Source organism: Corallococcus sp. CA041A (assembly GCF_003612075.1).
In the GTDB taxonomy this organism is placed as follows: domain Bacteria; phylum Myxococcota; class Myxococcia; order Myxococcales; family Myxococcaceae; genus Corallococcus; species Corallococcus exiguus.
The window spans coordinates 1-24552 of record NZ_RAWF01000156.1 but is presented as its reverse complement, the minus strand read 5'-3'; the positions used below and the strand labels follow the sequence as shown (position 1 = coordinate 24552).

Annotated in this window: 19 protein-coding genes; 10 read left to right on the top strand and 9 right to left on the bottom strand. The window is 70.2% G+C overall.

Annotated elements, in window-relative coordinates; translation table 11 throughout:
- The coding region (locus D7V77_RS25735; protein ID WP_233597228.1) for a sigma 54-interacting transcriptional regulator at window positions 1–1347 on the top strand (1347 nt) is incomplete at its 5' end.
- Between the two features lie 59 nt (window positions 1348–1406).
- The gene (locus tag D7V77_RS25730) at window positions 1407–2054 is read left to right on the top strand and encodes a DUF3332 domain-containing protein (RefSeq protein WP_120578944.1); all 648 of its coding nucleotides are present in this window, start codon (window positions 1407–1409) and stop codon (window positions 2052–2054) included.
- Window positions 2055–2103: 49 nt separating this feature from the next.
- Here D7V77_RS25730 and D7V77_RS25725 read toward each other — a convergent pair whose 3' ends face one another.
- Both D7V77_RS25725 and D7V77_RS25720 read right to left on the bottom strand, forming a co-directional pair.
- Complete coding sequence (locus D7V77_RS25725; RefSeq protein WP_120578943.1) at window positions 2104–2655, bottom strand: hypothetical protein; 552 nt, start codon at window positions 2653–2655, stop codon at window positions 2104–2106.
- Entirely contained in the window at window positions 2652–3971 is a 1320-nt protein-coding gene (locus D7V77_RS25720; protein WP_120578942.1) for a hypothetical protein, read from the bottom strand. The genes D7V77_RS25725 and D7V77_RS25720 overlap by 4 nt, the downstream gene beginning before the upstream one ends.
- Window positions 3972–4150: 179 nt before the next feature.
- On the opposite strand from D7V77_RS25720, the gene D7V77_RS25715 reads away from it, so the two are divergent.
- Together D7V77_RS25715 and D7V77_RS25710 are read left to right on the top strand one after the other, a co-directional pair.
- On the top strand, window positions 4151–4804 hold the full coding sequence (locus tag D7V77_RS25715) for a gluconate 2-dehydrogenase subunit 3 family protein (RefSeq protein WP_120578941.1): 654 nt from the start codon (window positions 4151–4153) through the stop codon (window positions 4802–4804).
- The gene (locus tag D7V77_RS25710; RefSeq protein ID WP_120578940.1) at window positions 4801–6453 is read left to right on the top strand and encodes a GMC family oxidoreductase; all 1653 of its coding nucleotides are present in this window, start codon (window positions 4801–4803) and stop codon (window positions 6451–6453) included. The genes D7V77_RS25715 and D7V77_RS25710 overlap by 4 nt, the downstream gene beginning before the upstream one ends.
- 20 nt (window positions 6454–6473) lie before the next feature.
- Here D7V77_RS25710 and D7V77_RS25705 read toward each other — a convergent pair whose 3' ends face one another.
- A complete protein-coding gene (locus tag D7V77_RS25705) occupies window positions 6474–6914 on the bottom strand; it encodes a hypothetical protein (RefSeq protein ID WP_233597227.1) in 441 nt (146 codons plus the stop codon).
- An 88-nt stretch (window positions 6915–7002) separates the two neighbouring features.
- Here D7V77_RS25705 and D7V77_RS25700 point away from each other — a divergent pair, with 88 nt between their 5' ends.
- Window positions 7003–7446 carry a hypothetical protein gene (locus D7V77_RS25700; protein ID WP_169821850.1) on the top strand — a complete coding sequence of 148 codons (444 nt, stop codon included), beginning with the start codon at window positions 7003–7005 and terminating at the stop codon, window positions 7444–7446.
- A 50-nt stretch (window positions 7447–7496) separates the two neighbouring features.
- On the opposite strand, the gene D7V77_RS25695 is transcribed toward D7V77_RS25700, so the two are convergent.
- The 5 genes from D7V77_RS25695 to D7V77_RS25675 all read right to left on the bottom strand — a co-directional run bounded on the left by D7V77_RS25695 (window position 7497) and on the right by D7V77_RS25675 (window position 16769).
- Window positions 7497–9794, bottom strand: a complete 2298-nt coding sequence (locus tag D7V77_RS25695; protein ID WP_120578938.1) for a hypothetical protein — start codon at window positions 9792–9794, stop codon at window positions 7497–7499.
- A 29-nt stretch (window positions 9795–9823) separates the two neighbouring features.
- The gene (locus D7V77_RS25690; RefSeq protein WP_120578946.1) at window positions 9824–11560 is read right to left on the bottom strand and encodes a vWA domain-containing protein; all 1737 of its coding nucleotides are present in this window, start codon (window positions 11558–11560) and stop codon (window positions 9824–9826) included.
- Between the two features lie 50 nt (window positions 11561–11610).
- A complete protein-coding gene (locus D7V77_RS25685) occupies window positions 11611–13596 on the bottom strand; it encodes a vWA domain-containing protein (RefSeq protein ID WP_120578937.1) in 1986 nt (661 codons plus the stop codon).
- A 36-nt stretch (window positions 13597–13632) separates the two neighbouring features.
- Window positions 13633–14961 carry a thrombospondin type 3 repeat-containing protein gene (locus tag D7V77_RS25680; RefSeq protein ID WP_120578936.1) on the bottom strand — a complete coding sequence of 443 codons (1329 nt, stop codon included), beginning with the start codon at window positions 14959–14961 and terminating at the stop codon, window positions 13633–13635.
- A gap of 170 nt (window positions 14962–15131) precedes the next feature.
- Window positions 15132–16769 carry a calcium-binding protein gene (locus D7V77_RS25675; protein ID WP_120578935.1) on the bottom strand — a complete coding sequence of 546 codons (1638 nt, stop codon included), beginning with the start codon at window positions 16767–16769 and terminating at the stop codon, window positions 15132–15134.
- A gap of 252 nt (window positions 16770–17021) precedes the next feature.
- On the opposite strand from D7V77_RS25675, the gene D7V77_RS25670 reads away from it, so the two are divergent.
- The 3 genes from D7V77_RS25670 (at window position 17022) to D7V77_RS25660 (ending at window position 18910) form a co-directional block, all read left to right on the top strand.
- A complete protein-coding gene (locus tag D7V77_RS25670) occupies window positions 17022–17324 on the top strand; it encodes a hypothetical protein (RefSeq protein ID WP_120578934.1) in 303 nt (100 codons plus the stop codon).
- Window positions 17325–17423: 99 nt separating this feature from the next.
- Entirely contained in the window at window positions 17424–17954 is a 531-nt protein-coding gene (locus D7V77_RS25665) for a hypothetical protein (RefSeq protein WP_147452157.1), read from the top strand.
- Window positions 17951–18910 (top strand): hypothetical protein, encoded by a 960-nt coding sequence (locus D7V77_RS25660; RefSeq protein WP_120578932.1) that lies wholly within the window; start codon window positions 17951–17953, stop codon window positions 18908–18910. Before D7V77_RS25665 ends, D7V77_RS25660 begins: the two co-directional genes overlap by 4 nt.
- A 3-nt stretch (window positions 18911–18913) precedes the next feature.
- Here the strand turns inward: D7V77_RS25660 and D7V77_RS25655 are convergent, their stop codons facing one another.
- The gene (locus tag D7V77_RS25655; protein ID WP_233597229.1) at window positions 18914–21151 is read right to left on the bottom strand and encodes an MtsA protein; all 2238 of its coding nucleotides are present in this window, start codon (window positions 21149–21151) and stop codon (window positions 18914–18916) included.
- 349 nt (window positions 21152–21500) lie between these two features.
- Between D7V77_RS25655 and D7V77_RS25650 the strand changes: the two genes are divergently transcribed.
- Complete coding sequence (locus D7V77_RS25650) at window positions 21501–21911, top strand: hypothetical protein (protein ID WP_233597226.1); 411 nt, start codon at window positions 21501–21503, stop codon at window positions 21909–21911.
- Window positions 21912–21950: 39 nt separating this feature from the next.
- On the top strand, window positions 21951–24530 hold the full coding sequence (locus D7V77_RS25645) for an AgmX/PglI C-terminal domain-containing protein (RefSeq protein ID WP_120578930.1): 2580 nt from the start codon (window positions 21951–21953) through the stop codon (window positions 24528–24530).
- Window positions 24531–24552 lie beyond the last annotated feature (22 nt).

Below are 24552 nucleotides of genomic sequence, written 5' to 3'. Positions count from 1 at the left end.
GCCCCCATCCCCGCGCACACCGTCGTCGTCGCCCGTGCGCAGGCGGAGCGACTGTCCGCCCAGCGCTTCCACCTGGTGCTGCTGGACACCGAGCGCGCGGGCACCGTGTACCCGCTCGCCACGGAGGACCTGCGCGTCGGCAAGTCCACCGACAACGACGTCGTCATCGACCACCCCACGGTGAGCCGCAACCACCTGGTGGTGCGCCGTCAGGGTGACCGCTTCCTCGTGCAGGACCTGGGCTCCACCAACGGCACCTTCCTGGATGGCGCCCAGGTGCGTGAGGCCTACCTGCGCCCCGGTGCCCTGCTGGAAGTGGGCGACGTGCGCCTGCGCTTCAGCCCGCAGATGACGCCCGTGCAGGTGGAGCCCACCGTCGAGGACCGGCTGGGCGACCTCGTGGGCCGCAGCGTGCCCATGCGCCAGATTTTCGCGCTGCTCCAGCGCATCGCCCCCACGGACTCCACCGTGCTGCTCGTGGGCGAGACAGGCTCCGGCAAGGGCGCGGGCGCCAAGGCCATCCACAAGTTGAGCCCCCGCGCGGCCGGGCCGCTCGTCGTGTTCGACTGCGCCAGCGTGTCCGACTCGCTCATCGAGTCCGAGCTGTTCGGCCACGAGAAGGGCGCCTTCACCGGCGCGGTGGGCCAGCGCATCGGGTGCCTGGAGCGCGCCCACGGCGGCACCCTCTTCCTGGACGAAATCGACGACCTCGCCCTGGACCTGCAGCCCAAGCTGCTGCGCGCCATCGAGGACCGCGAGTTCCGCCGCCTGGGCTCCTCGACCCCCATCTCCTTCGACGCGCGCATCGTCGTGGCCAGCAAGAAGGACCTGTGGGCGGAGACGCAGGCGGGCCGCTTCCGCGAGGACCTCTACTTCCGCCTGTCTGTCTTCACCTTCAGCCTGCCACCCCTGCGCGACCGCAAGGAGGACATCCCGCTGCTCGTGGAGGCCTTCGCTGGCGAAGGCCTGTGGCCCCGGCTGCCGGAGAAGATTCAAGAGCAGTTCCTGGGGCACACCTGGCCGGGCAACGTGCGCGAGCTGCGCAACGCCCTGGAGCGCGCCCGGCACATGGTGGACATCCCAGGACTCACCGGGGACAACCTCCTGCGCGAGTTCACCCGCGACGTGCCCACGCCCGCCGGGGACTTCCTGCCGGTGGAGTTCACCGGGCCGTTCAAGGTGTGCAAGGACGAGCTCGTCCGCGCCTTCGAGCGCGAGTACCTCACGCGCCTGTTGGGCCGCGCCCGAGGCAACATCGCCCGCGCCGCCCGCGAGGCGGAACTGGACCGCAAGCACCTCTATTCGCTGCTGCACAAATACGGGCTCGTTCAGAGCGAGCCGGACTGACGCCTTCGTGGCATGGTGCGGCCGCTTTCACGCGGTCCCCCATCCCCCAGGAGGGCTTCATGAAGTTGCGTCCGTCCCGCTGGCTCGGTGTGCTGTGCGCGGGTGTCTTGATGATGAGTGCGACGGGCTGCTTCGGCTCGTTCAAGCTCACGACGAAGATCTGGCAGTTCAACAAGGGCATCTCCGGCAACAAGTTCGTCCAGTGGCTGGTGTTCCTCATCTTCGTCGTGGTGCCCGTCTATGAAATCGGCACGCTGGTCGACGCGCTCGTCGTCAACAGCATCGAGTTCTGGACCGGCAGCAACCCGGTGAGCAGCGTGGAGGGAGAAGACTCCAACACGCGCATCGTGAAGCTGGGCCCCACCGACACGCTGAAGATGTCCCGCGACGTGGAGTCCGGCGTCATGCGTCTGGAGTTGCAGCGCGAGGGCCAGGAGCCCGTGGTGCGCTACTTCGAGCCGCTGGAGGACGGCATGGTCGCGCGCGACGAGGCGGGCGCCCTGCTCATCCGCGCGCAGGGCCAGGCGGACGGCGCGGTGAAGGTGACGGACGCCATCGGCTCCACCGTGACGGTGCACGCACGGGACGCGGTGGACGCCGCGCGCCAGCTCTTCCTGGATGGTGGCGCGCCCGCGCTCGCGCGGTTCGCCACGCACCAGGGACAGCTCTCCCAGGGCATGGCCACGCTCGACACCTGCACGCCGTAACAGAAGACCCAGGGCTTCCGGTTCGCGTCACCGGAAGCCCCGGAGTGATTCAGGGCGCGGGCTCGTCGCCCACCACGTCGCCCAGGTCCGGGCCGAAGCCCGCGTCGAGCGCCAGGGAGTTGAACGTGCCCTCCATGCTGCGCCCCGCGCCGTAGCCGTCGCCCTTCTTGAACGACAGGGAGAAGTCTCCGCGCGTGGCCTCGCCCACGTTGCCGCCTTCGTCCAGCACCAGGTCGCCGCGCTCCACCTGGGTGAAGACGCGCGCCGGTTCGCCCGCGGCCACATGCACCACCGACGCGCGGTCGCGGCCAGAGGGCGTGGTGCCGCCGAGGTTCACCTTCGTGCCCGGCTTCATGTCCACGCCTTCCGTGTCCACGGTGAGCCGCGCGACCAGGTCCACGTCCAGGCCGTTGTTGCGGAAATAGCTCACCTGGAGCGCCTCCGGATTGCGGCGGATCTCCACCCTCGACACGTCGGTGACGGGGAACAGCTCCGACACGCTGCCGGACAGCTCGTTGTCTCCGCGGCACGCGATGACACCCGCGCCGCTCAGCACGGCCGCGAGCCCCAGCGCCGCCACGGCGCGTCCCGCGAGGCTCACCGCTCCACCGCCAGCGTCAGGGCCTGCGTGCCGCCCGCGCGGTAGAGCACCACGCGCTGGCCGGAGGACAGGAACGCCAGCTTCGGCGACCAGCCACCCGCCGTGTCCACCGTCACCTCGCGCCACTGGTCCTCCACGCGCGTGGCGATGATCAGCGCGTCGTCAGCCGGCGAGCAACTGCCCTCGTTACGCCCGGACTCCAGCGAGCAGATGTGGAACGCGATGGACGGGTCGTGCGTCTTCGGGTCGAACGCCAGCGACGGGTACCAGCCGCCGGAGCCCGTCTGGTACACCGGATCCGGCGTCGTCCAGTCCCCCGCCGCCGCGCACTTCGTCCCCGTCGTGCCCGCGCAGGTGATGAGCGTGAGCCGGCTGCTGGAGCGGTCCACCGCCGCGATGCCGAAGCCGATGGTTGAGTCATACGCCATGGACGCGCCCAGCATCGTGTTGCCCACCGCCTGCACCTGCACCGGCGGCGTCCACGTGGTGCCGTCCGTGTTGCGGCGCTGGAAGTACACGTTCTGCCCCGGCGCGTCCGCGGCCCCAAAGGCCTGGTCGAACACCAGCGCCGGCTGATCACCCGCCATCAACATCTGCAGGTGCCCGCCGTACGCGCCCTTCTGGTCGCCGCCCGACGCCACCACCCGGTGCTGCCACGCCGTGGGCCCGCCGCTGGCCAGCTCCACGTCGCTGCCCGCCCAGTCCTGCTGCGGGAACTGTCCGTTGTGTCCGTCGCGGTAGACGACCAGGGCCTGGCTGCCGCTGAAGACGATGGAGGGATTGAGCCCCACCAGGTAGCCCGTGTCGCTCACCGGGTTGCCCGACACGGCCTCGTCACCATGGGTGACGGCGATGCGCTCGGTCCAGGTGCCATTCGCGTTGCGGTAGGACACCGCCAGGTCGCTCTGGAACCAGAAGATGGAGTCATCGCTTCCACCGCCCAGGTAGCTCACCGCGGGCTGTCCGGACGGGCTGAACGCCAGCGACACGCCGTACACGCGCTGCACGGTGGCGATGGTCTCCGCCTGTGCCTGCACCTGGCCGTCCTTCACCTCGCGGTAGCGAAGCGCGGAGTCCTTGTCGTTCAGCTTCACGTAGTACGCGATGCCGATGCGGTCGTCCGGGCCCACCGCCATCGCGATGTTGGAGATGGCGAGCTGCTCGCTCGGCTCCGTGTCCACCGTCAGCCGCACGAAGGGCGTTTCCGTCGTTCCGCCATCATCCTGCGGCTTCGAGCCCGCGTCCGGGTTGGCCGGCTTGCCGCCGCCACATCCCAGCGCGAGCGCCGCTCCCAGTAGCCACGCGTGCCGTTTCATGCGGTTCTTCTCCTTGGTTCAGTCGGCCTGGTTGAGCGCGCCATCCTATGTCAGCCGCGCGCGTTGTCCGTCACGCCTCGCGGTGCGGTCCCACGTCACGCACGCGGTGGGCGGCCAACCGACCCCGGCCCCTTCTCAGGTGCCGTGAAACACACGCACCTGGGATAGGCTCGCACGCCATGGCTCGCGCGCGTTCGCTCCCCTCGAAGCTGTCCCGGCGCACCTTCATCCAACGGCTCACCTTCTTCGGCGGCGGCGTGGTGCTGCTGGGCGGCATTGCGTGTAAACGTTCGAAGGAGGCGGAAGAGAAGAAGCCCGCGGAGCCCACCGGCACCACCTCCGCCGGCCAGGCCCTGCGCACCTTCTCCGCCTTCGAGTACGCCGTCGTCGCAGCAGCCGTGGAGCGGCTCCTCCCCCGCGACGAGGACCCCGGCGCCCAGGACGCGGACGTCGCGCTCTACATCGACCGCATCCTGGAGACGCAGGGGCTGGAGTCCATGCACCGCGACTTCCTCCAGGGCCTGTCCGCGCTGGAGCGCCGCGCGCAGCGCATGTTCCAGAAGGGCTTCGCGCAGGCCACGCCCGCCCAGCAGGACGAGCTGCTCGCCATCTTCAAGGACAGCCCGGCCGGCAGCGGCGAGGCCCACTTCTTCGAGCTGTTGATGACGCTCAGCCTGGAGGGCTTCCTGGGCGACCCGTCCTACGGCGGCAACAAGGGCCGCGTGGGCTGGCGGCTGATGGGCTTCGACACCGTGGGCACGCTCGCCATGGCGCCCCCGGAGGGATACGACGGACCCAAGTGCCTGCGCGAGTGCGGAGGGCACCACCCGTGAGCCTGCCATCCGTGGACGTGTGCATCGTGGGCAGCGGCGCGGGCGGAGCGCCGCTCGCGCTGGAGCTGGGGCGCGCGGGCTTCAAGGTCGTGGTGCTGGAGAAGGGCCGCCACTACCAGCCCAAGGACTTCGTCCACGACGAGATCCTCAACAGCCGCCGCAACTTCTTCATGCCGCTGCCGTGGGAGGAGCCGCACCTGGTGCGCCAGGGGGCCAAGGGCCGCTACGAGCGCAGCAACGCCGCGTGGACCGCCAACTGCGTGGGCGGCGGCACCGTGCATATGAGCGGCTTCTTCTACCGCCTCAAGCCGGTGGACTTCCGCCTGCGCTCCACGCTGGGCGCCGTGCCCGGCACCACCGTGGCGGACTGGCCCATCTCCTATGAGGAGCTGGCCCCCTTCTACGACAAGGCGGAGGCCGAGCTGGGCGTGTCCGGCCAGGCCATCCCCCACCCCTTCGCCGAGCCCCGCAGCGGTCCCTACCCGCTGCCGCCCCTGGACGTGCACCCGGTGGCGTCCGAAATCGACAAGGTGTGCGCGGCCATGGGCTGGCACGCCCTGCCCACCGCGCGCGGCATCATCAGCAAGGCCTACAAGGGCCGCTCGCCGTGCGCGTACTGCGCGCTGTGCGGCAGCTACGGCTGCGAGACGGGCGCCAAGAGCAGCACGCTCGCGAGCCTCATCCCCAACGCCATCGCCACCGGCAACGTGGAGGTGCGCCCGGGCTGCATGGCGCGCTCCATCGAAGTGGACAAGCAAGGCCGCGCGAAGAGCGTGGTGTACCTGGACAAGGACGGCGTCGCGCAGGAGCAGCCCGCGAAGGTCATCATCGCCTCCGCCACCGCCGTGGAGAGCGCGCGCCTGCTGCTCAACTCCACCTCCAGCCGCTTCCCCAACGGGCTCGCCAACGGCAGCGGGCTCGTGGGGAAGAACCTCCTCTTCAGCTCCTTCGGCGGCTCGCGGGCGCACTTCCGCGTGTCGAAGCAGAAGACCGCGCGGCCGTGGCTCACGGACCCGGCGCCCTTCGTCAACCGCAGCCTCCAGGACTTCTACGTGATGCCGGACGCGCGCCACGGCTTCCGCAAGGGCGGCACGCTGGGCTTCATGTGGGCGCACCCCAACCCCATCTACGCGGCGGTGGGACTGGCGGGCAGCGGCAAGTCCGGCGTGTTCGGCAAGGAGTTGAAGGACCGCATGCGTGCGTACCGCGACTCGCGCATCCTCGAGTTCGAGGTCTACGCGGAGTTCCTCCCCACGCCCGGTACCTCCGTCACCGTGGAGCCCGAGGTGAAGGACAAGTACGGCATCCCCGTGGCCGCCATCACCCTGGACCGGCACCCGGCGGACTTCGCCGCCACGCGCTTCCTCGTGGAGCGAGGCGAGGAGGTGTTGATGCGCCTGGACCCGGACAGCGTGGAGCGCGTGGGCACGCAGGGTGAGACGACCATCCTCCAGCACGGCACCTGCCGCTTCGGCAACGACGCGGCGGCCTCCGTGCTGGACAAGCACTGCCGCGCGCACGAAGTGCCGAACCTCTACGTCGTGGACGGCAGCTTCATGCCCACCGGCGGCAGCGTGCCCTCCACGCTCACCATCGCCGCCAACAGCTTCCGCGTGGCGGACCACCTGGTGCGCACGCTCAAGGGCTGAAGCCGCGCGCCGCTGACGCGCTACTGGAGGCGCAGCGGCGTCACGTCCACCTTCACCACGTAGCGAGCCTGCATGTCGGAGTCGAACTCCACCAGGTGGTCACCCACGCCGGTGACGTCCGCCTGCTGGGTGAAGACGCCGAACTTCTCCATCTGGTCCAACGCCGCGCGGCCCGTGGACGCCTTGCGCTGCCGTGCGCGGCAGCCCTCCTCGTGCACGGTAATGGCCGTCTCCTCGCCCGCCGCCGTCACCTCCTCCAGGTAGAAACTCACCTTGATGGTGGAAGCCTCCGGCACGCGCACCAGCACCTGCCCGCGGCCGGGGAAGCGGCCTTCGGAGTAGCTCTCCGGCCCGAGGATGCAGCCCGCGTACTCACTGCACACGGGCCAGGACGCCTTGCAGACATCCAGCACGCGCGCGCCGATGAAGTCATCCCGCGAGCCGCCGCATGCGACGAGCATCAATCCCAACACAGCGAACGCCAGTCGCGAGACATTCCGTGTTACAACACCAGACATTCTTCTGAACCTCAGCGAGGAGTGGATGTCCATGCGCATGCGCAACCTGTGGCTGCCTCTCACCATCATCGCCCTGGCGGGCTGCGGAGACGAGTCCGAGGACCTGCCGAACACGCCGCAGCTGCTCATCGACCGTACGGAGCTGAGCTTCGACACGGAGTTCTCCGCGGGGACCTACGTGGGGGCGACGACCTTCAACACGCTCTACATCGAGAACCGCGGCCTCCAGACGCTGGAGCTCACCGAGGCCTCCATCTCCGGCCCCAGCGTCTTCACCATGAAGAAGCCGGAGGACTGGCCGGAGAACGGCCCCCTGAAGCTGGAGACCTACAAGCGCACCTTCATCGAGGTCGCCTTCAAGCCCAACGCCGCGCAGGAGTTCACCGGCAAGCTCACCCTCAAGTCCAACGCCGCCAACGGCGAGACGCGTGAGCTGACGCTCAAGGGCAAGGGCGTCGCGGCGCCGAAGCCGTAGTCCCGGCGAAGGCGGCGGAGGCGTGAAGCCCCGCCGCCCGCCCGGCGCGGCTACCGGGTGAACTGGCAACCGCCCACCCACGCGCCACCGTCCTGCGTGGGCGCCGGGCACGACGTGGGCGAGCCACCATCCGCCGCCGTGTAGCTGCGCGGGTAGTCGCCGTAGCCGGTGCGCAGCGTGTAGCCCACGGGGGTGTAGTCCGTGCGCTCGGTGGCGCTCACCGCCACCTTGAGCGTGCCGCCCTGGATGAAGCGCCGCTCCAGGCAGGAGCACGTGTAGGGCGCCACCGTGACGCGCGTCGTGGTGGCCGTCTTCTCCAGCTGGTACAGCGCCTGGTAGCTGCTGAGCGGCGCGCTCGCGGAGGTGTGCCACGCGCGCATCGCCGTCGGGTTGTAGGCCAGCGTCAGCGCGCCGCCCGTGCTGGTGGTCGTCACCGGCGTGCACGTGCCGGCGCCGCCGTCCGTGGCGGTGCCGTCGCAGAAGGTCAAATCCAGCGCCAGCCCGTGCGGCGTGCCGCCATCCGGCAGGTTGTCCACGTCCCACTGCACCAGCCACGCCGCGTCCTCGGGCGCGCTCAGCGCGGGGAGCTGGTACTCGAAGGTGTCCGTGTCGGAGGGCACCGCGTCGTAGTCCGTGGGGCCGCGCACGCCCAGGCCCGTGGCGCGGTCGTTGTTCCGCAGCCGGCCGTGGCCGTGCGTCAGCTGGCCCTTCGCCTCGAAGGTGGCGTTGCCCACCGGCAGGTTGCCCGTGCCCACGCCGCCGAGCGTCTTGGAGCGCGGCTGCTCCACTCCTCCGCTGTAGGCGTTCTCTTCTTCCGTGTCCTCCGCCGCCCAGGACACCTCCAGCCGGTAGTCACGATCATCCGCCCAGTTGTTGCCGTCGTCCTGCACCACGAAGTGGTACGTCACCTCCGTGCCGTGCGAGGGCACCGGCAGCGCGCCCTGGAAGTTGCTCAGGCCGGGGAAGCGCGCCGGGTCGGACTCCTCGCGCACGGACTGGATGCACAGCACGGCCTCCGCGTTGTTGCAGTAGGTCTGCACCAGCCCCGGCGCGTCGGGGTGCTCGCGCGTGTCGCGCGGGCACACGGCCGGGTTGTTGGAGCAGGTGGCGCGCTGCTCCGCGGTGACAGTCGTGCTGACGGTGCTGAACACCAGCACCTGCCGGTCCGCCAGCTGGCCCAGCGGCAGGGGCAGCGGGTCGAAGCGCGTGGTGGTGGGCCGCTCCGTCAGCCGGTAGCGCAGCACGCTCGGCTTCGTCAGGCTGGACAGCTTCACCGCGAACCAGTCGCGGTCGCCCACGTAGCCCAGCCGGCCCTCGAAGGTCGTGGACGCGCCCGGCGTGCCCAGGTTGTTCGAGTACGCGCGGGCGTAGGCGTCGTTGTCCCCGGACTGGTCGCGCGGGTCCTCCTCGTCCACCACGCGCACCTCGACTTCATACGGCTGGCGCAGGTCGCCCGCGGGCAAGGGATCGTTGTTGCCCTTGTACCCCTTCACCACCAGGGTCCAGGTGCCCGCCAGCTTCACCTTGCGCGCGGTGGCCATCACGCCCGGGTGCACCTTGGGAAGCACGTTGCCCTCCGACTCCTTGTCGGTGCCGTTGGGGCGCAAGAGCTCGTAGGACAGGCGGTAGTTGGGCGCGAAGCCCTGGTCCGGCGCGGTGATGCGCACGTAGGCGATCTTCCCCGCCGTCAGCGGGAAGCTGAAGCGGTCCACGTCGTTGTCCGTGGCCAGGTAGCCCTGCGCGGTGCCCACCTGCACGGCGCCCTGCGCCGCCAGCGCGATGGGCGTGGGCGTGACGTCGTTGGGCTCGTTCGTGTCCGGGTTCTCCAGCAACTCCACGGTGAGCCGGTAGGCGTTGCGCGCGTCGTAGTTGGGGCGCGCGGGGTTCGTGGGCGCGTCCCGCACCACGATGATGAGCTGCGTGCTGGGCGTGCCGTACGGCAGCACGATGTCCACCGGCTTCGGCGCGCCCGCGCCGTGCTGGTCCGACTTCGTCACCAGAGAGGTGTCCTTGTCCTTCTCCCGCACGGAGATGGACAGGTTCACCGGCGTGCTGGACGCCAGGTACGTGCCGGTGACGTGCACCAGCGTGCGCGCGTTGGCGGTGGCGGGGATGTTGACGCGGTACCAGTCCTCGTCACCAGCCTTCACGTCGCCCGTGAGCGCCAGGTAGCGCTCCATGGGCACGCCGGGCTTCAGCTCGCAGTCCGCGTTCGTCAGCGCCTCCTCGCGGTTGTTGCAGAGGTCCTCCACCACGCCCGTGCCGGCGTCCGGCGTGTCCTCCCCGCCGGAGGAACAGGCGGCCAGCAGGAGGAGCGCGAGCGGGAGCAGTCGGGTGCGAAGGCGCATGGGGGAAGTCCGGGAGGCGAAAAAAGAAGTCAGGGGACGGGCGAGAGGGTCGGGGCGACGCCGGGGCAGCCGTCCACGAAGTCCTCGGGGTTCACGCGGATGACGCCATCCGGAGGAGACTTGATGCCGCCCACCGGGTAGCGCACGGAGTCCACGCGGAAGGTGCGCACCAGCGTGCGCGCGGTGGGGTCGTCCGCGGGCAGCATGGCCACGGAGAGGTAGATGTCGTTGTAGCCCGCGCCGCGCTGCACGGTGCCTGCGTCCACGCCGCCGTCCACACCGCCGTCGGCGATCATCGCGATGGTGGGCGCCAGCAGCACGTTGTCCACGCGGAAGCGGTAGCACTGGCGGCCCTGGTCATCCACCGGGCCGTCCGCCTCCATGCTGTAGCGGTACGCGTCCGAGGCCAGGTTCGCGGTGTCCACCTGCAAGGGGCGCATGTGCATGCGCAGCTCGCTGCGGTTGGTGAGGCCGTCCGTGTCCGGGTCCTCGTCCAGGTCCTTGCTGGAGCCCTGCGTGCCGCCGCGCCACTCCATGCCGTCCGGAACGCCGTCGCCGTCGCTGTCCTGGAGGGTGGCGTTGGTGCCGATGAACTGCTCGTCGCAGTCCAGGAGGCCGTCGCAGTCCGTGTCCACGCCGCGCAGCGCGGGCGGGCAGCCCTTGTCCAGACCGCCGCCGTCCGGCTGCGCGACCTGCGTGGGGTCGAACTGCACGCCGCGGTCGCGGAAGTACACCTCCACGCCGTCGCTGAAGCCGTCGCCGTCCGTGTCGCGCAGGTTGGGGTTGGTGCCCAGCTCGTACTCGCGCGCGTCGGAGAGGCCGTCGCCGTCGGTGTCCGCCTCATCCAGCGGGCTGCCCGGGGGCGCGGAGAAGTTGGAGGCCACGAAGTCCTTCACGATGAAGGCGCGGCGCACCTGGCCGAACTGGAAGTTGAGGAAGTTGATGGGCTCGTTGTTGCGGAAGTCGCGGAAGTTGCCGCCGCCCAGCGTGGCCATCTTCTCCAGACGGTCCGCGTTCTGGTTGATGATGAGCAGCGGGCAGCCGCCGTCGCCGAAGCCGCCGTCCTCCGCCACCAGGTCGCACACGGACGGCACGGGCTGGATGGGGTTGAAGACGTGCACGGTGTTGAAGCGCACGTCCTCCACCAGGTCGCGCAGCTGGCGGATGCGCACCACCGCGTCGCCGCGGATGAGCTCGTCGTCCTGGTTGTTGGTGGGCTTGCCGTCCGACAGGAAGATGACCGAGTAGCGCGCCTGCGCCAGCGCGTCGCTCCCGCTGGGCTGCTGCCGCGCCCGCGCGATGTCCGTGTTGATGAGCGAGTAGATGTCCGACAGCGGCTTGACGAAGTCCGTCGAGTCCCGGTTCGGCGACGTGTCCGTGTTGCGGAAGGTGAGCAGCTTCTCCGTGAGGATGGCCTTCGCGGTGGCGTCCAGCCGCGACACCTGCACGAACCCGTCCTCCAGCGGCGGCCCCGGGTTCTGCGTGAGGAACGCCGTGGTGCTGCCCGCGAAGAGCATCACCGCGATGGAGACCTCTTCGTCCTGCGGGAGGTTCTCGATGAGGTCCACCAGCGCCGTGGCGCGCACGCCGTCCGGGTCGCTCACGCGCATGGACTGGCTGGCGTCCATGGCGACGATGATCTTGATGGGCCGGATGACCTCGTTCGCGCCCAGCGTGCAGAAGCGCCCGTCCAGCGCCACGGCCCGGTCCGCGGGCACGTCCGTGTCGCGGCGCGGGTCATAGAGGTACGAGTCCGTACAGGCCATCACCACGGCGAACCCCACCAGGCAGAGCGCCCACCAACGTCCCGCGCGGCTCACGGCGAGGCCCCTCCCTGCGACGGCGACACGCCGACGCAACTGCCCTGGGTCCTCCAGGGATCCACCAATTGGTCAGGACGGCGGAAGTCACCGTCCTCCATGGCCAGGTCCGGCGCCAGCGGCACGCGCACGCTGGGCGGCGCGTACTGGGCCCACGCGCACGCGGTGCGCCAGACGCCGTAGTCCGTGGCCACGCCGCTCTCCGGCGCCTCCGCGAACCACACCTTGAACAGGTTGTAGCCCTGCTTCACGCCGGAGCGGTCCGGCGGCGTCACCAGTTGGAGGTTGGACACGGTGAAGTCGTAGCAGACGCCGTCCGTGTCGGTGCCGCCCGGGACCTTCTTCACCTCGTACTGGATGCCGTACTTGTCGTGGAAGGGCCGGTCGCGCCGGGTGGGGTCGCTGCCGGCCTTCAACTCCTCGTCGTCCGGGATGCCGTCGCCGTCCGTGTCCAGGCCGGACACGCTCGACTGGAGCGGGTTGAGGCCGTACTTCGCCTCCAGCCCGTCCGGCATGCCGTCGCCGTCGCTGTCCACGATGCCCTGGCGCGTCTTGAGGTAGTCCTCGGCGAACTGCGACAGCCCGTCACCGTCCGTGTCCCGGCAGATGCAGCCGGGCGTCAGCGGGGACTGCGGGTTGCAGCCGCGCGCATCCAGGTCGTTGCCCGGCTTGAAACCCTGGTCCTGGCGCCGGTACTCGAAGCCGTCGCTCAGGCAGTCCCCGTCACTGTCGATGGTGAAGGGGTTCGTCTTGAGCGTGAAGCTGTTGTCCAACGCGTCCGGGACGCCGTCGCCGTCGCTGTCCAGCACGCGGCCGTCATCTCCCGGCGCGGAGCTCAGGGGCTCCACCAGCAGCGTCTTCATCACGTTGGGCGACGCGAAGGAGGAGTAGTCCAGCGCGCCCAGGCCCAGCTCGGAGATTTCCGCCGTGTCGCTGAACTCCTGGTAGACGCCGTTGCCCATCTCCGCGAAGCGCTTGAGCAGGAAGGAGGCGATCTTCTTCGCCGCGGCCGGGTACTGCGCCTCCGGGACGCCCGGATAGGTGCCGTAGATGTCCTGGCAGATGGGGCCGCAGGCGCGCACGGCCTCTTCGTTGAAGAGCAGCACCGTGTGCATGCGCACGTCGCCCACGTTGTACTGCGTCTTCAGCTCCATCAGCCGGCGCACGTAGCTGAAGAGCTGGTAGTTCTGGTTGCGGTCCGTGCCCACCTCGAAGCCGGTGATGGCGTCGGTGGTGCTGGTGGCGTTGCAGAAGCTGGTGATGGAGTCGCGCCAGGTGAGGTCCGGCGTGTCCGGCCCCGCGTAGGCGGACAGGTCGTCGTTGGCGGAGCAGCGCGGGTACGGCGTGCCGTCCGTGAGGAACACGACGACGTAGCGCGTGCGCGGCAACAGCTCCGGCGTGGACTGGGACACCGCCTCGATGTCGCTGGCGATGAGGCTGTACGCGTAGCTGAGCGCGCCCTGGTAGTCCGTGCCCTTGCCCAGCTGCGACTGCAGGCCTTCGATGTAGCTGTTGATGTTGCCCGGCGGCGCGAAGCGGTCTCCCGTGGAGGCCGGTGGCCAGGTGTTCTTCACGTTCGTTTCGAACGGGGCAATGGCGATGCTGATGTTGCCCTGGCGCGCGTCGTTGATGCGCCGGAAGCCATTCACCACGTTCTTCAGGGCGCGTACGCGCGCGGGCTCCGTCACGCCCGGCGGGATGATGGCCTGGACCTCCGCGCGCTCGCAGAAGCCGCTGCCCTCCTGCGAGCCCGGCGGATCCGACACGCACATGCTGCCGGACTCGTCCACGACGAGCACCACCTTCACCGGGAAGCCGGTGGGGTTCGCCGGACGCGTGCACACCCGGCCGGTGAGCGTCAGCCGGTCATCCAACTGGGACTGCTCCTGGGCGCGAGGCTCCAGGAGCGTGTCTGAACAGGACAGCACACCCAGGACCAGGAGGCCGGTCGCAAGAAACGGAACAGCGAGCAGACGGCGCATGCGATGCGGACCTCCTGGCACGGGGAACATCCTGGGTTACGCCTTCTTGCGGCGGCGCAGCAGCAGTCCGAGCACGCCAGCGCCCAGGGCCGCGGCGCTACCGCCCGCGGGCAGCGAGGTGCAGCCACCGCCCTCGGAGTCCTGCTTGCCCACCTTCACGAAGAGGCTGGACACGGAGGCGCGCTCATTGGGGAACACGCGGTCCGCGAAGGCCAGGCGCGTGGACACCTGCAGTTCGTACTCGCCTTCCTTGTCCGGGTTGAAGTTGGGCACGCTGCCGTCCACGTACTGGTACTCCCAGTGGCGGCTGTAGGTGACGGCGCCCTTGGGGTTCTCCACCACCGCGGTGGAACCGGAGGGACGCTTCACCACCGTCCAGGTGTACTCGATGGCCGCGCCGTTGCGGTTGGCGAACAGGGGCGGACGCACCGCCATGCCCGTCTTCTCCACGCTGATGGAGCCGCCGGTGCCCACGCTGAAGGGCGACTTCGGGTCGAGGCAGTCGTTCGGGTTGTCCTTGTTGAGGACCACGCAGTAGCGCGTGTCGCACGCGTCGCCGATGCCGTCGCCGTCGTCATCCGCCTGGTCGCGGTTGGCCACCAGCTGGCAGTTGTCCACGTTGTTGAGGACGGAGTCGTTGTCGATGTCCGGATCGCACTTGTCGCCGATGCCGTCCGCGTCCGTGTCCTTCTGGTCCGGGTTGGACAGGCCGGGGCAGTTGTCCAGGTTGTCGGAGACGTTGTCGCCGTCCGCGTCCACGCGGCACAGGCTCAGGTCCGCCGGCATCTCGGTCTGGATGGGGTTGGCGACGAGCGGGCAGCTGTCCTCGCCGTCCGGCACGCCGTCGTTGTCGTCGTCCGCGTCACAGACGTCGCCGATGCCGTCCTGGTCGTTGTCCGCCTGGTTGGCATTGGGGATGGTGGGGCAGTTGTCCTCGCCGTCCAGCTTGCCGTCGTTGTCGTCGTCCGGGTCGCACGCGTCGCCAATGCCGTCGCCGTCGCCGTCCAGCTGGGTGGCGTTGGAGACCGCGGGGCAGTTGTCACAGGCGGTGCCGACGCCGTCGCCGTCCGCCGTGTCGTCCTGGTCGCGGTTGGACGTGAAGGGGCAGTTGTCCTTGTCGTCCGCCTTGCCGTCGCCGTCCGCGTCGTCCGTGTACGACAGCGTCTTGCCGTCGTCCGTGTACGCCACCCAGACGGAACAGCCACAGCCACAACCGCAGCCGCCGCCCTCCTCCTTGGGGCGACCGCACTCGTCTCCGAGGCACTCCGGGTTGTCCGGGTTCTGCTCCTGGGCCTGCACGGTGCGGGGACTCAGCACCAGGAACGCTCCGAGCGCCAACAGGGGGGCAATGCGACCGATAGTCATGGTGACTCCTTTCACAACCCCTGCCCTAGCAAGAGGCGATCCCGCGTCTGTAGGAGTTTCAGGGTCAGGAACTTCAAGGGGTTGCGCGTTCGGAAGAGACTGCTACAGGAAGGGTGTGGGGGGGACACCCCATTGAGACTGTGGGGAATACCCCACGCCGGGGGGCCCTCTCAGGTGCCCACGATGAAGTCGTCGGAGAGCATGGGGACCATGCCCGCGGGGGTGCGGCCCGTGTCGGGGTCGTATTGGATTTCCTGGATGAAGAGCGAACCCACGCCGGCGCCGCGCGGATCATTGTCCCGGCCCACCTGGAGGTAGAGGTAGACCTCGTTGGTGCCCGCGGAAATCACCTCGCCGGGAATCAGCGGGTGGGGGCGCTCCAGGGTGGGGACCAGGGAGACGTTCTCCACGCGGGTGCGGTAGCAGGCGCGGTCGCTGGTGGCGGTGGGCGGCAGCGGGACGATGGAGTAGCCGTAGCCGCGCTCGCGGTGGAAGTCGAGGTCGGCGCTGAGCGGGTCGGTGTGGGCCTCCACCTCCGCCACGTTGGAGACGCCGTCGCGGTCGGTGTCGAGCAGGTCCTCGGCGATGAGCGGGTTCGTCTGCGACAGGGCCTCCACCAGGTCCGGCAGGCCGTCGCCGTCCGTGTCGCCCACGCAGGGGTCGCTGCCGAGCACGCGCTCCTCGCAGTCGTTGAGCCGGTCGCCGTCCGTGTCCTGCGTCACGCTGCAGCCGTTGATGATGTCCACGGCGAGCGGGTCCAGGCCCATGCGCAGCTCCACGCCGTCCATGAGCCCGTCCTGGTCGGTGTCGGGGGAGGTGGGGTCCAGGCCCAGGGCGCGCTCGTCGTCGTCCGACACGCCATCGCCGTCGCTGTCGACGAGCATCTGGCCGTTGCGCACCTGCACGTTGCGGTTGAAGGCGAGGAAGCGCTTGAGCTTGAGCGCGTTGTCGAGCGCGCCGTAGTCCAGCCGCGCGAGCGCGTTGGGCAGGCCCACGAAGTCGGTCTCCACGGGCACGCTGCCGCCCGCGTTCGCGATGGCGGCCACCTGGAGGCGGGTGACGGGGTCCGGCGTCTGGCCTCGGACGTAGACGGGCTGGACGCTGACGCCGCCCGCGCCCAGCTGCTCCACCAGGCCCTTGAGCTCGCCCACCACGGCGGTCAGTTCGCACTGGCTGCACGAGGCGTTGCACTGGGCCTGGGCTTCCGGGGTCGCGTTGCAGCCGGCGGCCTGGGCCAGCGCGGTGCACCGGCTGTCGATGCCGATGTTGTAGGCCGGGTTGTCACAGCTCACGTCGGAGCTGCGGATGACGGGCGCGACCACGTAGCGCGAGCGCGCGACCTCGCCCTTGCAGGCGGCCTGCATGTCGCCGGACATCAGGCTCTTGGACAGCCGCAGCGCGGAGCGGATGCTGATGGGGCCCTGCTGCTGGTAGCTGGCGTAGCGAGGCAGGACGGACTGGAAGGAGGCGGCGTCCGTGAAGCTGCCTTGCAGGCCGGTGGCCACCGAGTGGAAGGCCACGAGCCCGAAGCGCACCTGAGGGCCGGTGAAGCGCGAGGTGAGCGTGGTGAGCCCGTCCACCGCGGAGCCCACCACCTCCGGCTCCACGCCGGTGCCGCCCTGAAGCGCGAAGATGACCTTCACGGGGAACGCGTCGCCCGTGGCCTCGGGGACGCAGAGGTCTCCCTCGAAGTTGGCGCGGTCGCGTGTACCGCCCGCGCGGTCATCAATCGAATAGAGCCCCGCGTCGGTGCACGACAGCCACAACGTTGGAAGCAGGAGCCAGGCGACCCGGGGGGAGGAACGCATTCGTTGGATTGTAGACCTCAGCCCCCCCTTCCAACGCAAGCGACCCGAGTGCCGGCTCCACGTGAAGGCCCCGACACCCCTCCCGCCTTTTCGCGCCGACAGAGAAAAGCTCGCCGCCAACCAGACTGGAATGTCCACATCCCGCCTGGAATCAGCCCCCAACAGAATCCTGGTATTCCCGGGATGGTTCCGATTTCGGGGAGGGGAAAGACATTGCCCTCGCTGTCCAACCAATCCCCAAGGAGCAAGACCATGAAGAAGACGCACGTGAAGCTGGGCGGGACCGTGGCGATGTTCGTGCTGGCGCTGGGTGCGACGGGCGCGATGGCTCACAACCGTGAGGTGAAGAGCCATGATCCGCGCATGGCGGTGTCGATGGAGGAGGTCGTGCTGGTGTCGAAGACGGGCCCCCTGGCGGGGGGTTCCGGCAGCGGCAACGGCAACTGCGGCATCCTCAGCAACATCCTCGGTGGCGGCAACATCATCGGCAACACCACGGGCAACCTGCTGGGCCTCTTCATCGGCGGCGGCAGCATCTCGGGCAACTGCAACTGACGCCAGCTGACGTCACAACCCCCTGAAGTGATGTAGCGGTCCATTCAAGACGGACCCGACGCCGGAGGTGCCCCCTCCGGCGCTCGGTCTGGAGCCCCCATGCGACACACGTTGACTCCCCGGCACGGGTTGTTGACCGGCCTCGCCGTGCTGCACCTGCTGATGGTGGCCCGTGGCGCGCTGCACGTGCCCCTGCTCCCGCTGACAGACACCGGGCGGACCTGGGCCCAGGCCTATGGGCATTGGACGGGCTCGAGCAGTGGCTTCAGTTTCTTCGCCCCCGGGGTGAGCCCGGCGGTGCGTGTCTCCTTCGACCTGGAAGGTGCGTCCGGCGAACAGCTGCACGACGACTTCCGGTCCGACAACGGCGCCGTGAGCGTGCGCATCCATTCCATGAACCTGCGCTTCAGCCTGGAGGAGAGCCGGGACGCGCTGGCCCGCGCGTGGGCGGCGGCGATGTTCGGCCGGCATCCGGACGCGAGAGCCGTCACGGTGCGCGTGGAGTCGCTCCAGTTGCCCAGCATGGAGGGACACATGCAAGGGTCGCAGCCGCTCTGGACGGAGGCCTACCGTGCGGAGTTCCAGCGGCGCGTGCCCGCGGCCGTGTCCACCGGTGAGGTGACGCCATGAGCGCCCGGACCTGGAAGTCCGCCGTGGGTGCCAGGCTGGCGGCGTTCGTCGGCGAGCCCTCTTCTCCGCAGCCGCTGGGCGTGTTGCGCATCGGCGTGGCGGCGCTGCTGCTCATCCAGGCATGGAGCCTGTCGGAGATCCTGCCGGAGCTGTTGGGCAACCAGGGCTGGGTGCCCTGGAGCGTCTCCGAGGCGATGGCATCCCCTTCCGTGCCCCGGGTGGGCGCGGTGGTGGCCGCGCTGGCGCCGCTGGGCTTCTCGCAGGCGGCCAGCATCCAAGGCCTGACGTTCTTCTACGTGGTGGCGCTGCTGGGGCTGCTGCTGGGCCTGCACACGCGGCTGTCGTCGGTGGTGGCGTGGATCCTCCACACGGTGCTGCTCAACAGCATCAGCTTCTTCTCCTACGGCGTGGAGACCTTCGCGCACATCAGCCTGTTCTATTGCGCGGTGATGCCGGTGGGCACGGCGTACTCCCTGGACGTGCGGGCGGGCAGGCTCTCCGGCGCGCCGTCCGCGCTGGCGACGCTGTCGCTGCGCGTGTTGCAGGTGCACCTGTGTCTCATCTACCTGACCACGGGTCTGGAGAAGATGCTGGGGCCCGTGTGGCGCGACGGGACGGCGCTCTGGGAGGTGCTGATGCAACCCCAGTACGGCCAGTTCGACTTCGCGTGGCTCGCGACGGTGCCGTGGATGGTGAAGCTGGCCACGTGGGGCACGCTGGTGGTGGAGGTGGGCTACGCGTTCTGCGTCTGGCCCCGGCGCACGCGGGGGCTCTGGGTGGCGCTGACGATGAGCCTGCACCTGGGCATCGCGGTGATGATGGGGCTGTGGATGTTCAGTGGGATGATGGCCGTGCTCACGTTCGCGGCGTTCGGGTGGCCCCTGGTCGCCGAAACGATGCGCACGCGGGTCCGCGCCGCGGTGCTGTTCCCCTTCCACTCCGGGACCGCGCGTTAGGGCTCACAGCGTGAGCAGGTACGCGAGCAGGTCGTCCCGCTCCTCGGCGGAGAGTTCCTGCGCGGCGCCGTGATTCAGACCTGGGGTCTCCAGCAGCGTGCGCAGCGGGAAGCGCGAGCCCACCACGAGCCGGTCCTCCTGCACCGTGTAGCCCGCCGTGGCGCTCGTCAGGAGGGGCCACACGTCCCAGGTGCCCACCAGCGAGGGCGGCGCTGCTCCTGTCACCAGTTGCTGCTGCTCCAGCCGCAGCGGCAGCGCGATGGGCGTGCCGACGTCCTGATACTGGCCCCGCGTCGAGGGGTCCTGGTCCAGGGTGAAGAGGGGCGTGGGGTGGCAAGCCATGCACCGGGCCTTCCCTTCGAAGAGCGCCAGGCCCTTCACCGGATGGCCAGTCCTGCCGTCCGGCAGCGTGACGGTCTCCAGCGGCGCACCGTCCTCTCCCCGGTACGGGTTGGGCGCGGTGGGCAGCAGCGAGGTGTAGAGCGCCAGCGCCTCCACCTCCGACGGCAGCGGATCCGGGTTGTGGTAGCGGTTGCGCCCGCCCACCGTCTCCACCGTCTCCGCGATGCTGCGCGTGCTCGCGGGCGTGAAGTAGGGCGGCGTGTCCCGGCTGCCCAGGGCCGTCGTGGACCGGTAGATGCGCATGGGGCGCGTCTTCTCGAAGAAGACACCTCCCGTGTGCCCTTCGATGTGGCACGCGTCGCAGCTCATGCCCGTGCGGCCCACGTCGGAGAAGTAGAGCACCTGGCCCAGCCGGCGCTGCTCGCGCGAACGCACGTCCACCACCGGCCACTGCCGCGTCACACGCGCGTTTCCCGCCCGCGCCTCACGCACGTCCACCACCGCCACCGTGCCCGTGAAGCGGTTGAGCACGTAGAGCGTGCGTCCGTCCGGGGACAGCGCCAGCGAGCGCGGCCCGGAGTGCAGCTCCAGCCCCGCCCTCCCCTTCGTCCCCAGGTCCTCCACGGGGCGGATCCATGGCGTGCCTTCCGGCGCGAGCACCGGCAGCGTCTGGAGCACCGCCTCTCGCGCGGCCGCGTCGCTCTTCACCAGCGCCTTCGCGTCCAGCACCCGCACCTGCCCCAGGCCCACGTCCGCCGCGTAGAGCAGCCCGGCACGGTCATCCAGCGCCAGCCCCTCCGTCACGCCCGCGCCGAAGCCCCGGTGCCGCACCACCTCCTGCCGGTCCAGGTCCAGCACCGCGACGCCGCTGTTCGCGCTCACCTCCATGCGCTGGGCGTTGGGCCCCACGTTCGGCCCCAGGCTCGACATGAAGAGCCGCTTCAAGCGGTCGCTCGCGACCAGGGCTCGCGGCGCCTTGCCACCCATCACCTGCGCGGAGAAGGCCTCCGTGGTGCCTCCGACAATGGGGACGCCGGGCTTCGGCACCACCGGCGCCAGCTCCCGGCCGTCGTCCTGGCGCAGCAGCACCACCTGCCCCGTCTGGAGGCTGCCCACCGCGAGCAGTCCGTTCCACCGCGCCATCGCGCGCGGGTTCGGATCCACGGCCGCGCTCCATTTCTCGCGGCCATCCTCCAGCGCGAGCGCGTGCACCGTGTCTCGGAGGTGCTCGGCGACGAAGGCCACGCCCTTCGCTCCGTCCACCTCCAGGCCCCATGCGCCCGAGGGCGCGGGGACGACCCGGGCCTTCCGCTCCGGCGCGTCCAGTGCGTACAGCCAGAGCTCCGCGCCGTACTGGTGGGCCACGCCCAACCAGGGATGCCCGCTGGCGTCCTTCCAGGTCGCGAGCGCGGACGGCCCATCTCCCACCGCCATCGCCTCCACGCGGCCGGACTCCACGTCCAGCGCGAACACCGTGTCCGTGGGCGGCGACGCGACGAAGAGCGTGCGCCCGTCCGGGGACAGCGCCATCGCCATCAGGTCCGGGAAGGCCGCGTCGTTGACCAGGGTGAGCCGCGCGGTGCCCGTGGGCCGGGGCCCGGTCGCGGCGAGCGACAGCTGCACGTCCGTCTGGAAGGTGCCCTCGGGGAGCTGGAGGTCGGAGGGGAGCCTCGCGTAGCCATGGCGCGCGTCCACCACCGTGAGCGGCACCTCCCGCGACAGGGGCGCGCCGAGCACCAGCCTCAGGCCCGGCACCAGGTTCTCACCATAGAGGGCGATGGGCTGCGAGGTCTGGTTGCTGGTCAGCTTCGGGCCCACCGCCTGGAGGATGGGGCGCGGCTCAGCGGGAGCGGCGGACGGCGCGGGCGTGGGCGTTGGCGCGGGCCCGCTCGGGGGCATCCACACGAAGACCCCAAGGCCCAGGAGCACCAGGGCGCCGAGCACGGCCGCGATCCATCCCCGATTGCGAGTGACACCTATCACGCGTGGGCATGCCTCCGCGCGCGAGCATCCTCCATCCGCCCACCGTGTCACGATGACTTCGTGCCACGTCTGCTCGCATGCTGGGGAGGCGCCGCTCGGAGGGAATCCCACGGGACGTTTCCAGCGTACCGGCACGAAGAAGGACAAGTCGTGGAGCGTCCGCCCCAGGTGAGGTGGACTGCCCCCCACACCTGATCGCCACAGGCCATGCCATGGGGCTGGAGTGTGCGTTGACAGGTCGGGGCTCGCATCGCTTAACCTGTTGATGATGCGACGTTTCCTCTTCTTCTGTGCCGTCGCCAGCGTGCTCGGCTTCGGTCCCCTCTCCCCCGCGAACGATGCCTGGGCCCAGGGGCGTGCACGCGCTCCCAAGACGAAGGCCGTGAAGCCGGCCAAGCCCAAGAAGGGCTCCAGCAAGGCGCCCCCGCGCATCGAGACGAAGTCGAGCACGGCCGTCACGGACCCTGTGACGGGGGATGCCTCGGCCGCCGCGTCGTCCGCGCCGCCGCAGCGTGGCCCGTCGCGCATCGACTTCGACGACCGCCTCATCCAGGGCCAGACGAACAAGTCCGGCGCCGTGTACCTCTATGACCGCAAGGAACTGAAGACGCGGTCGATGCTCCGCGAGCGCGACAGCTTCCGCTCGGAGACGCTCGCCACCGTCTACGATCAGTAGGGCCGTACCGCCCATCACCCTTCGAAGGGAGCGTCACCGTTGAGCGGCCAGCCCAGCGTCCTGCAAGTCGTCATCCTCCGCGACGGCCTCCTGGTGGGGACGGAGGTCTTCGTCCCCGGCACCTACGCGCTCGGCTCCGATGCGTCGTCGGATCTGCGGCTGGACGACGCGTCCGTGTCGCCGCGCCATGCGTTGCTGTACTTCCAGAACGGCCGCACCGCGATCCAGGACGCGGGCGGTGGAACCAGCGGCGTCTTCGTCAACGGACACCAGGTCACCGCCTGTGAGATCCGCTCCGTGGACGAGGTGCTGTGCGGTCCGTTCGTCCTGAAGACGCGGATCCTCAACCAGCGTCCCGTCGAGACCAAGCCGCAGCCGCCGCCCGAGGTCGCCGCGCTCCTCGGAGGTGCGGGGGCTCCGCACTCCGCGATCCCGAACGGAGGGAACGGGGCGACGCACGCGTTCGGGCCCGCCACGAATGGCTTCGCGCCCCAGCACGGCGCGCAGGCCGTCCACGCGCAGCAGACCGTCGTCGCACAGCAAGCTCAGCAAGCCGCGCTGGCACAACAGCAGGCTGCATACGCGCAGCAACAGGCGCAGCAGGCCGCACTCGCGCAGCAACAGGCGCAGCAAGCCGCCTACGCACAGCAGCAGGCCGCCTACGCACAGCAGCAGGCGCAACAGGCCGCCTACGCGCAGCAGCAAGCCCAGCAGGCCGCGTTGGCACAACAGCAGGCGCAGCAGGCCGCCTACGCCCAGCAGCAGGCTCAGCAGGCCGCGCTGGCACAACAGCAGGCGCAGCAGGCCGCCTACGCGCAGCAGCAGGCTCAGCGCGCCGCACAGGCCCAGCAGGCGCAGCAGGCCGCATACGCGCAGCAGGCACAACAAGCGGCGCATGCGCAGCATCCGGGTGCGCACGCCCAGCAGCAGGCGCAACAGGCGGCCTTCGCGCAGCAGAACGCGCACGCCCACCCCGGCGCGCACGCGGGGCATCCCCAGGCCGCGCACGCTCAGACGGGCCACGCACCGCAGGCCGCGCACCTGAATGGCGCCCACGCCGCGCAGCCCGCGGCCTCGAAGCCGGCCCCCGCTCCCGCGGTTCCCCCGGGCACCGTCCCCTCCGCGCGGCGCCGTCCTCCGTCGGAGGTCATGCCCAGCCTCCTCGTCGCGGACGATCTGCTCGCGGACCTGGACGCGGACGTCGCGGCGCCCACCTCCGGCCCCCTCGTCCTCGACAAGACCCCGGCCAGCCGCCCCACGCACGCGCCGAAGATCGGCCCGGGCAAGGGCGCGGCCCAGCTCTACCTGGAGCTGTACTGGGGCGCCGTGCGCCGCGACGCGCGCCGCTTCGCCCCGGACGCGAAGAAGCCCGTGAAGGCCGCCCAGGAGGAACTGGCCCCCATGCCGCTGTGGGGCTTCACCCTCCCGGAGGGTGACGACTTCACCCTCGCCGAGTCCGTCAACGGCAACTACCGCCTCTTCGTGCCCCCCGGCACCGACGTGGAGAAGGCGCACAGCGACGGCCGCTTCGCCCCCGTCACCACCGCCGCGCTCGAGTCCGACGGCAGCCGCCGCTTCGTCACCCTGCGCGACGGCGCCGCCGCCCGCCTCACCCAGGGCAAGATGTCGCTCGTCGCCTACGCGGCCCCCGCCCCCGAGCGCGTCTTCGTCAACCCGCTCAAGGGCCTGCCCTGGCTGACCCTCTTCTTCCTCGCCATCTTCGGCGGCGGCCTGGGCTGGTTCATCGCCACCCGGCCTCAAGGCCCCGCGACCGCGGACTTCACCCAGAAGAACCTGCCGCCCGTCGCGCTGCGCCTCATCGCCCCCGAGCCCAAGAAGAAGGAAGAGGCCAAGAAGAAGCTCGAGGCCCTCAAGAAGAAGGAGCCCGTGAAGGAGAAGCCCGTCGTCGCGGAGAAGGCGCCTCCCAAGCCCGTCAAGGAAGTGCAGGTCCCCAAGGCCGTGGCCGCCGCTCCGGAGAGCAAGGCGCTCAAGGCGCTCGCGAAGCTGTCCGCCGCGGGCCCCGCCGCCAATGACCTGCTGGCCGCCGTGGACAAGCTGGGCAGCGGCCCGGGCAGCAAGAACGCCAAGCAGACCAACTACAAACTCGCGGGCCTCATCGGCAAGGCCCCCATCGCCAACGCGGGCCTGGGCACCTTCGGCCTGGGCGGCGGCGGCAAGGGCGGCGGCGCCACCCTGGGCGCGGAGCTGCTGCGCGGCAAGGGCGGCGGCGGCATTGGCGCGCTGGGCGCTGGCGGCGTGGGCAAGGGCGCGGTGGGCGGCACCGTCACGCGCGCCACCGCTCGCAGCATCTCCTCCACCCAGGGCACCGTGGACCGCGAAGCCGTGGCCAAGGTCATCAACAGCCACCTCAATGAGGTGCACGGCTGCTACGAGCGCGCGCTGCTCAAGGACCCCGGCCTCGCTGGCAAGGTGGTGCTGGAGTGGGCCATCGGGCTCAACGGCCGCGTCGCCTCCGCCAAGACGAAGTCCTCCACCCTCCGCAACGCCTCCGTCGAGGCGTGCATCCTCAGCAGCCTGAAGGGCTGGCAGTTCCCAGCTCCCAAGGGCGGCCAAGTCATCATCACGTACCCGTTCCTCTTCAACTCGGTCGGCTACTGACGCGGGGGCCATCCCCCACCCC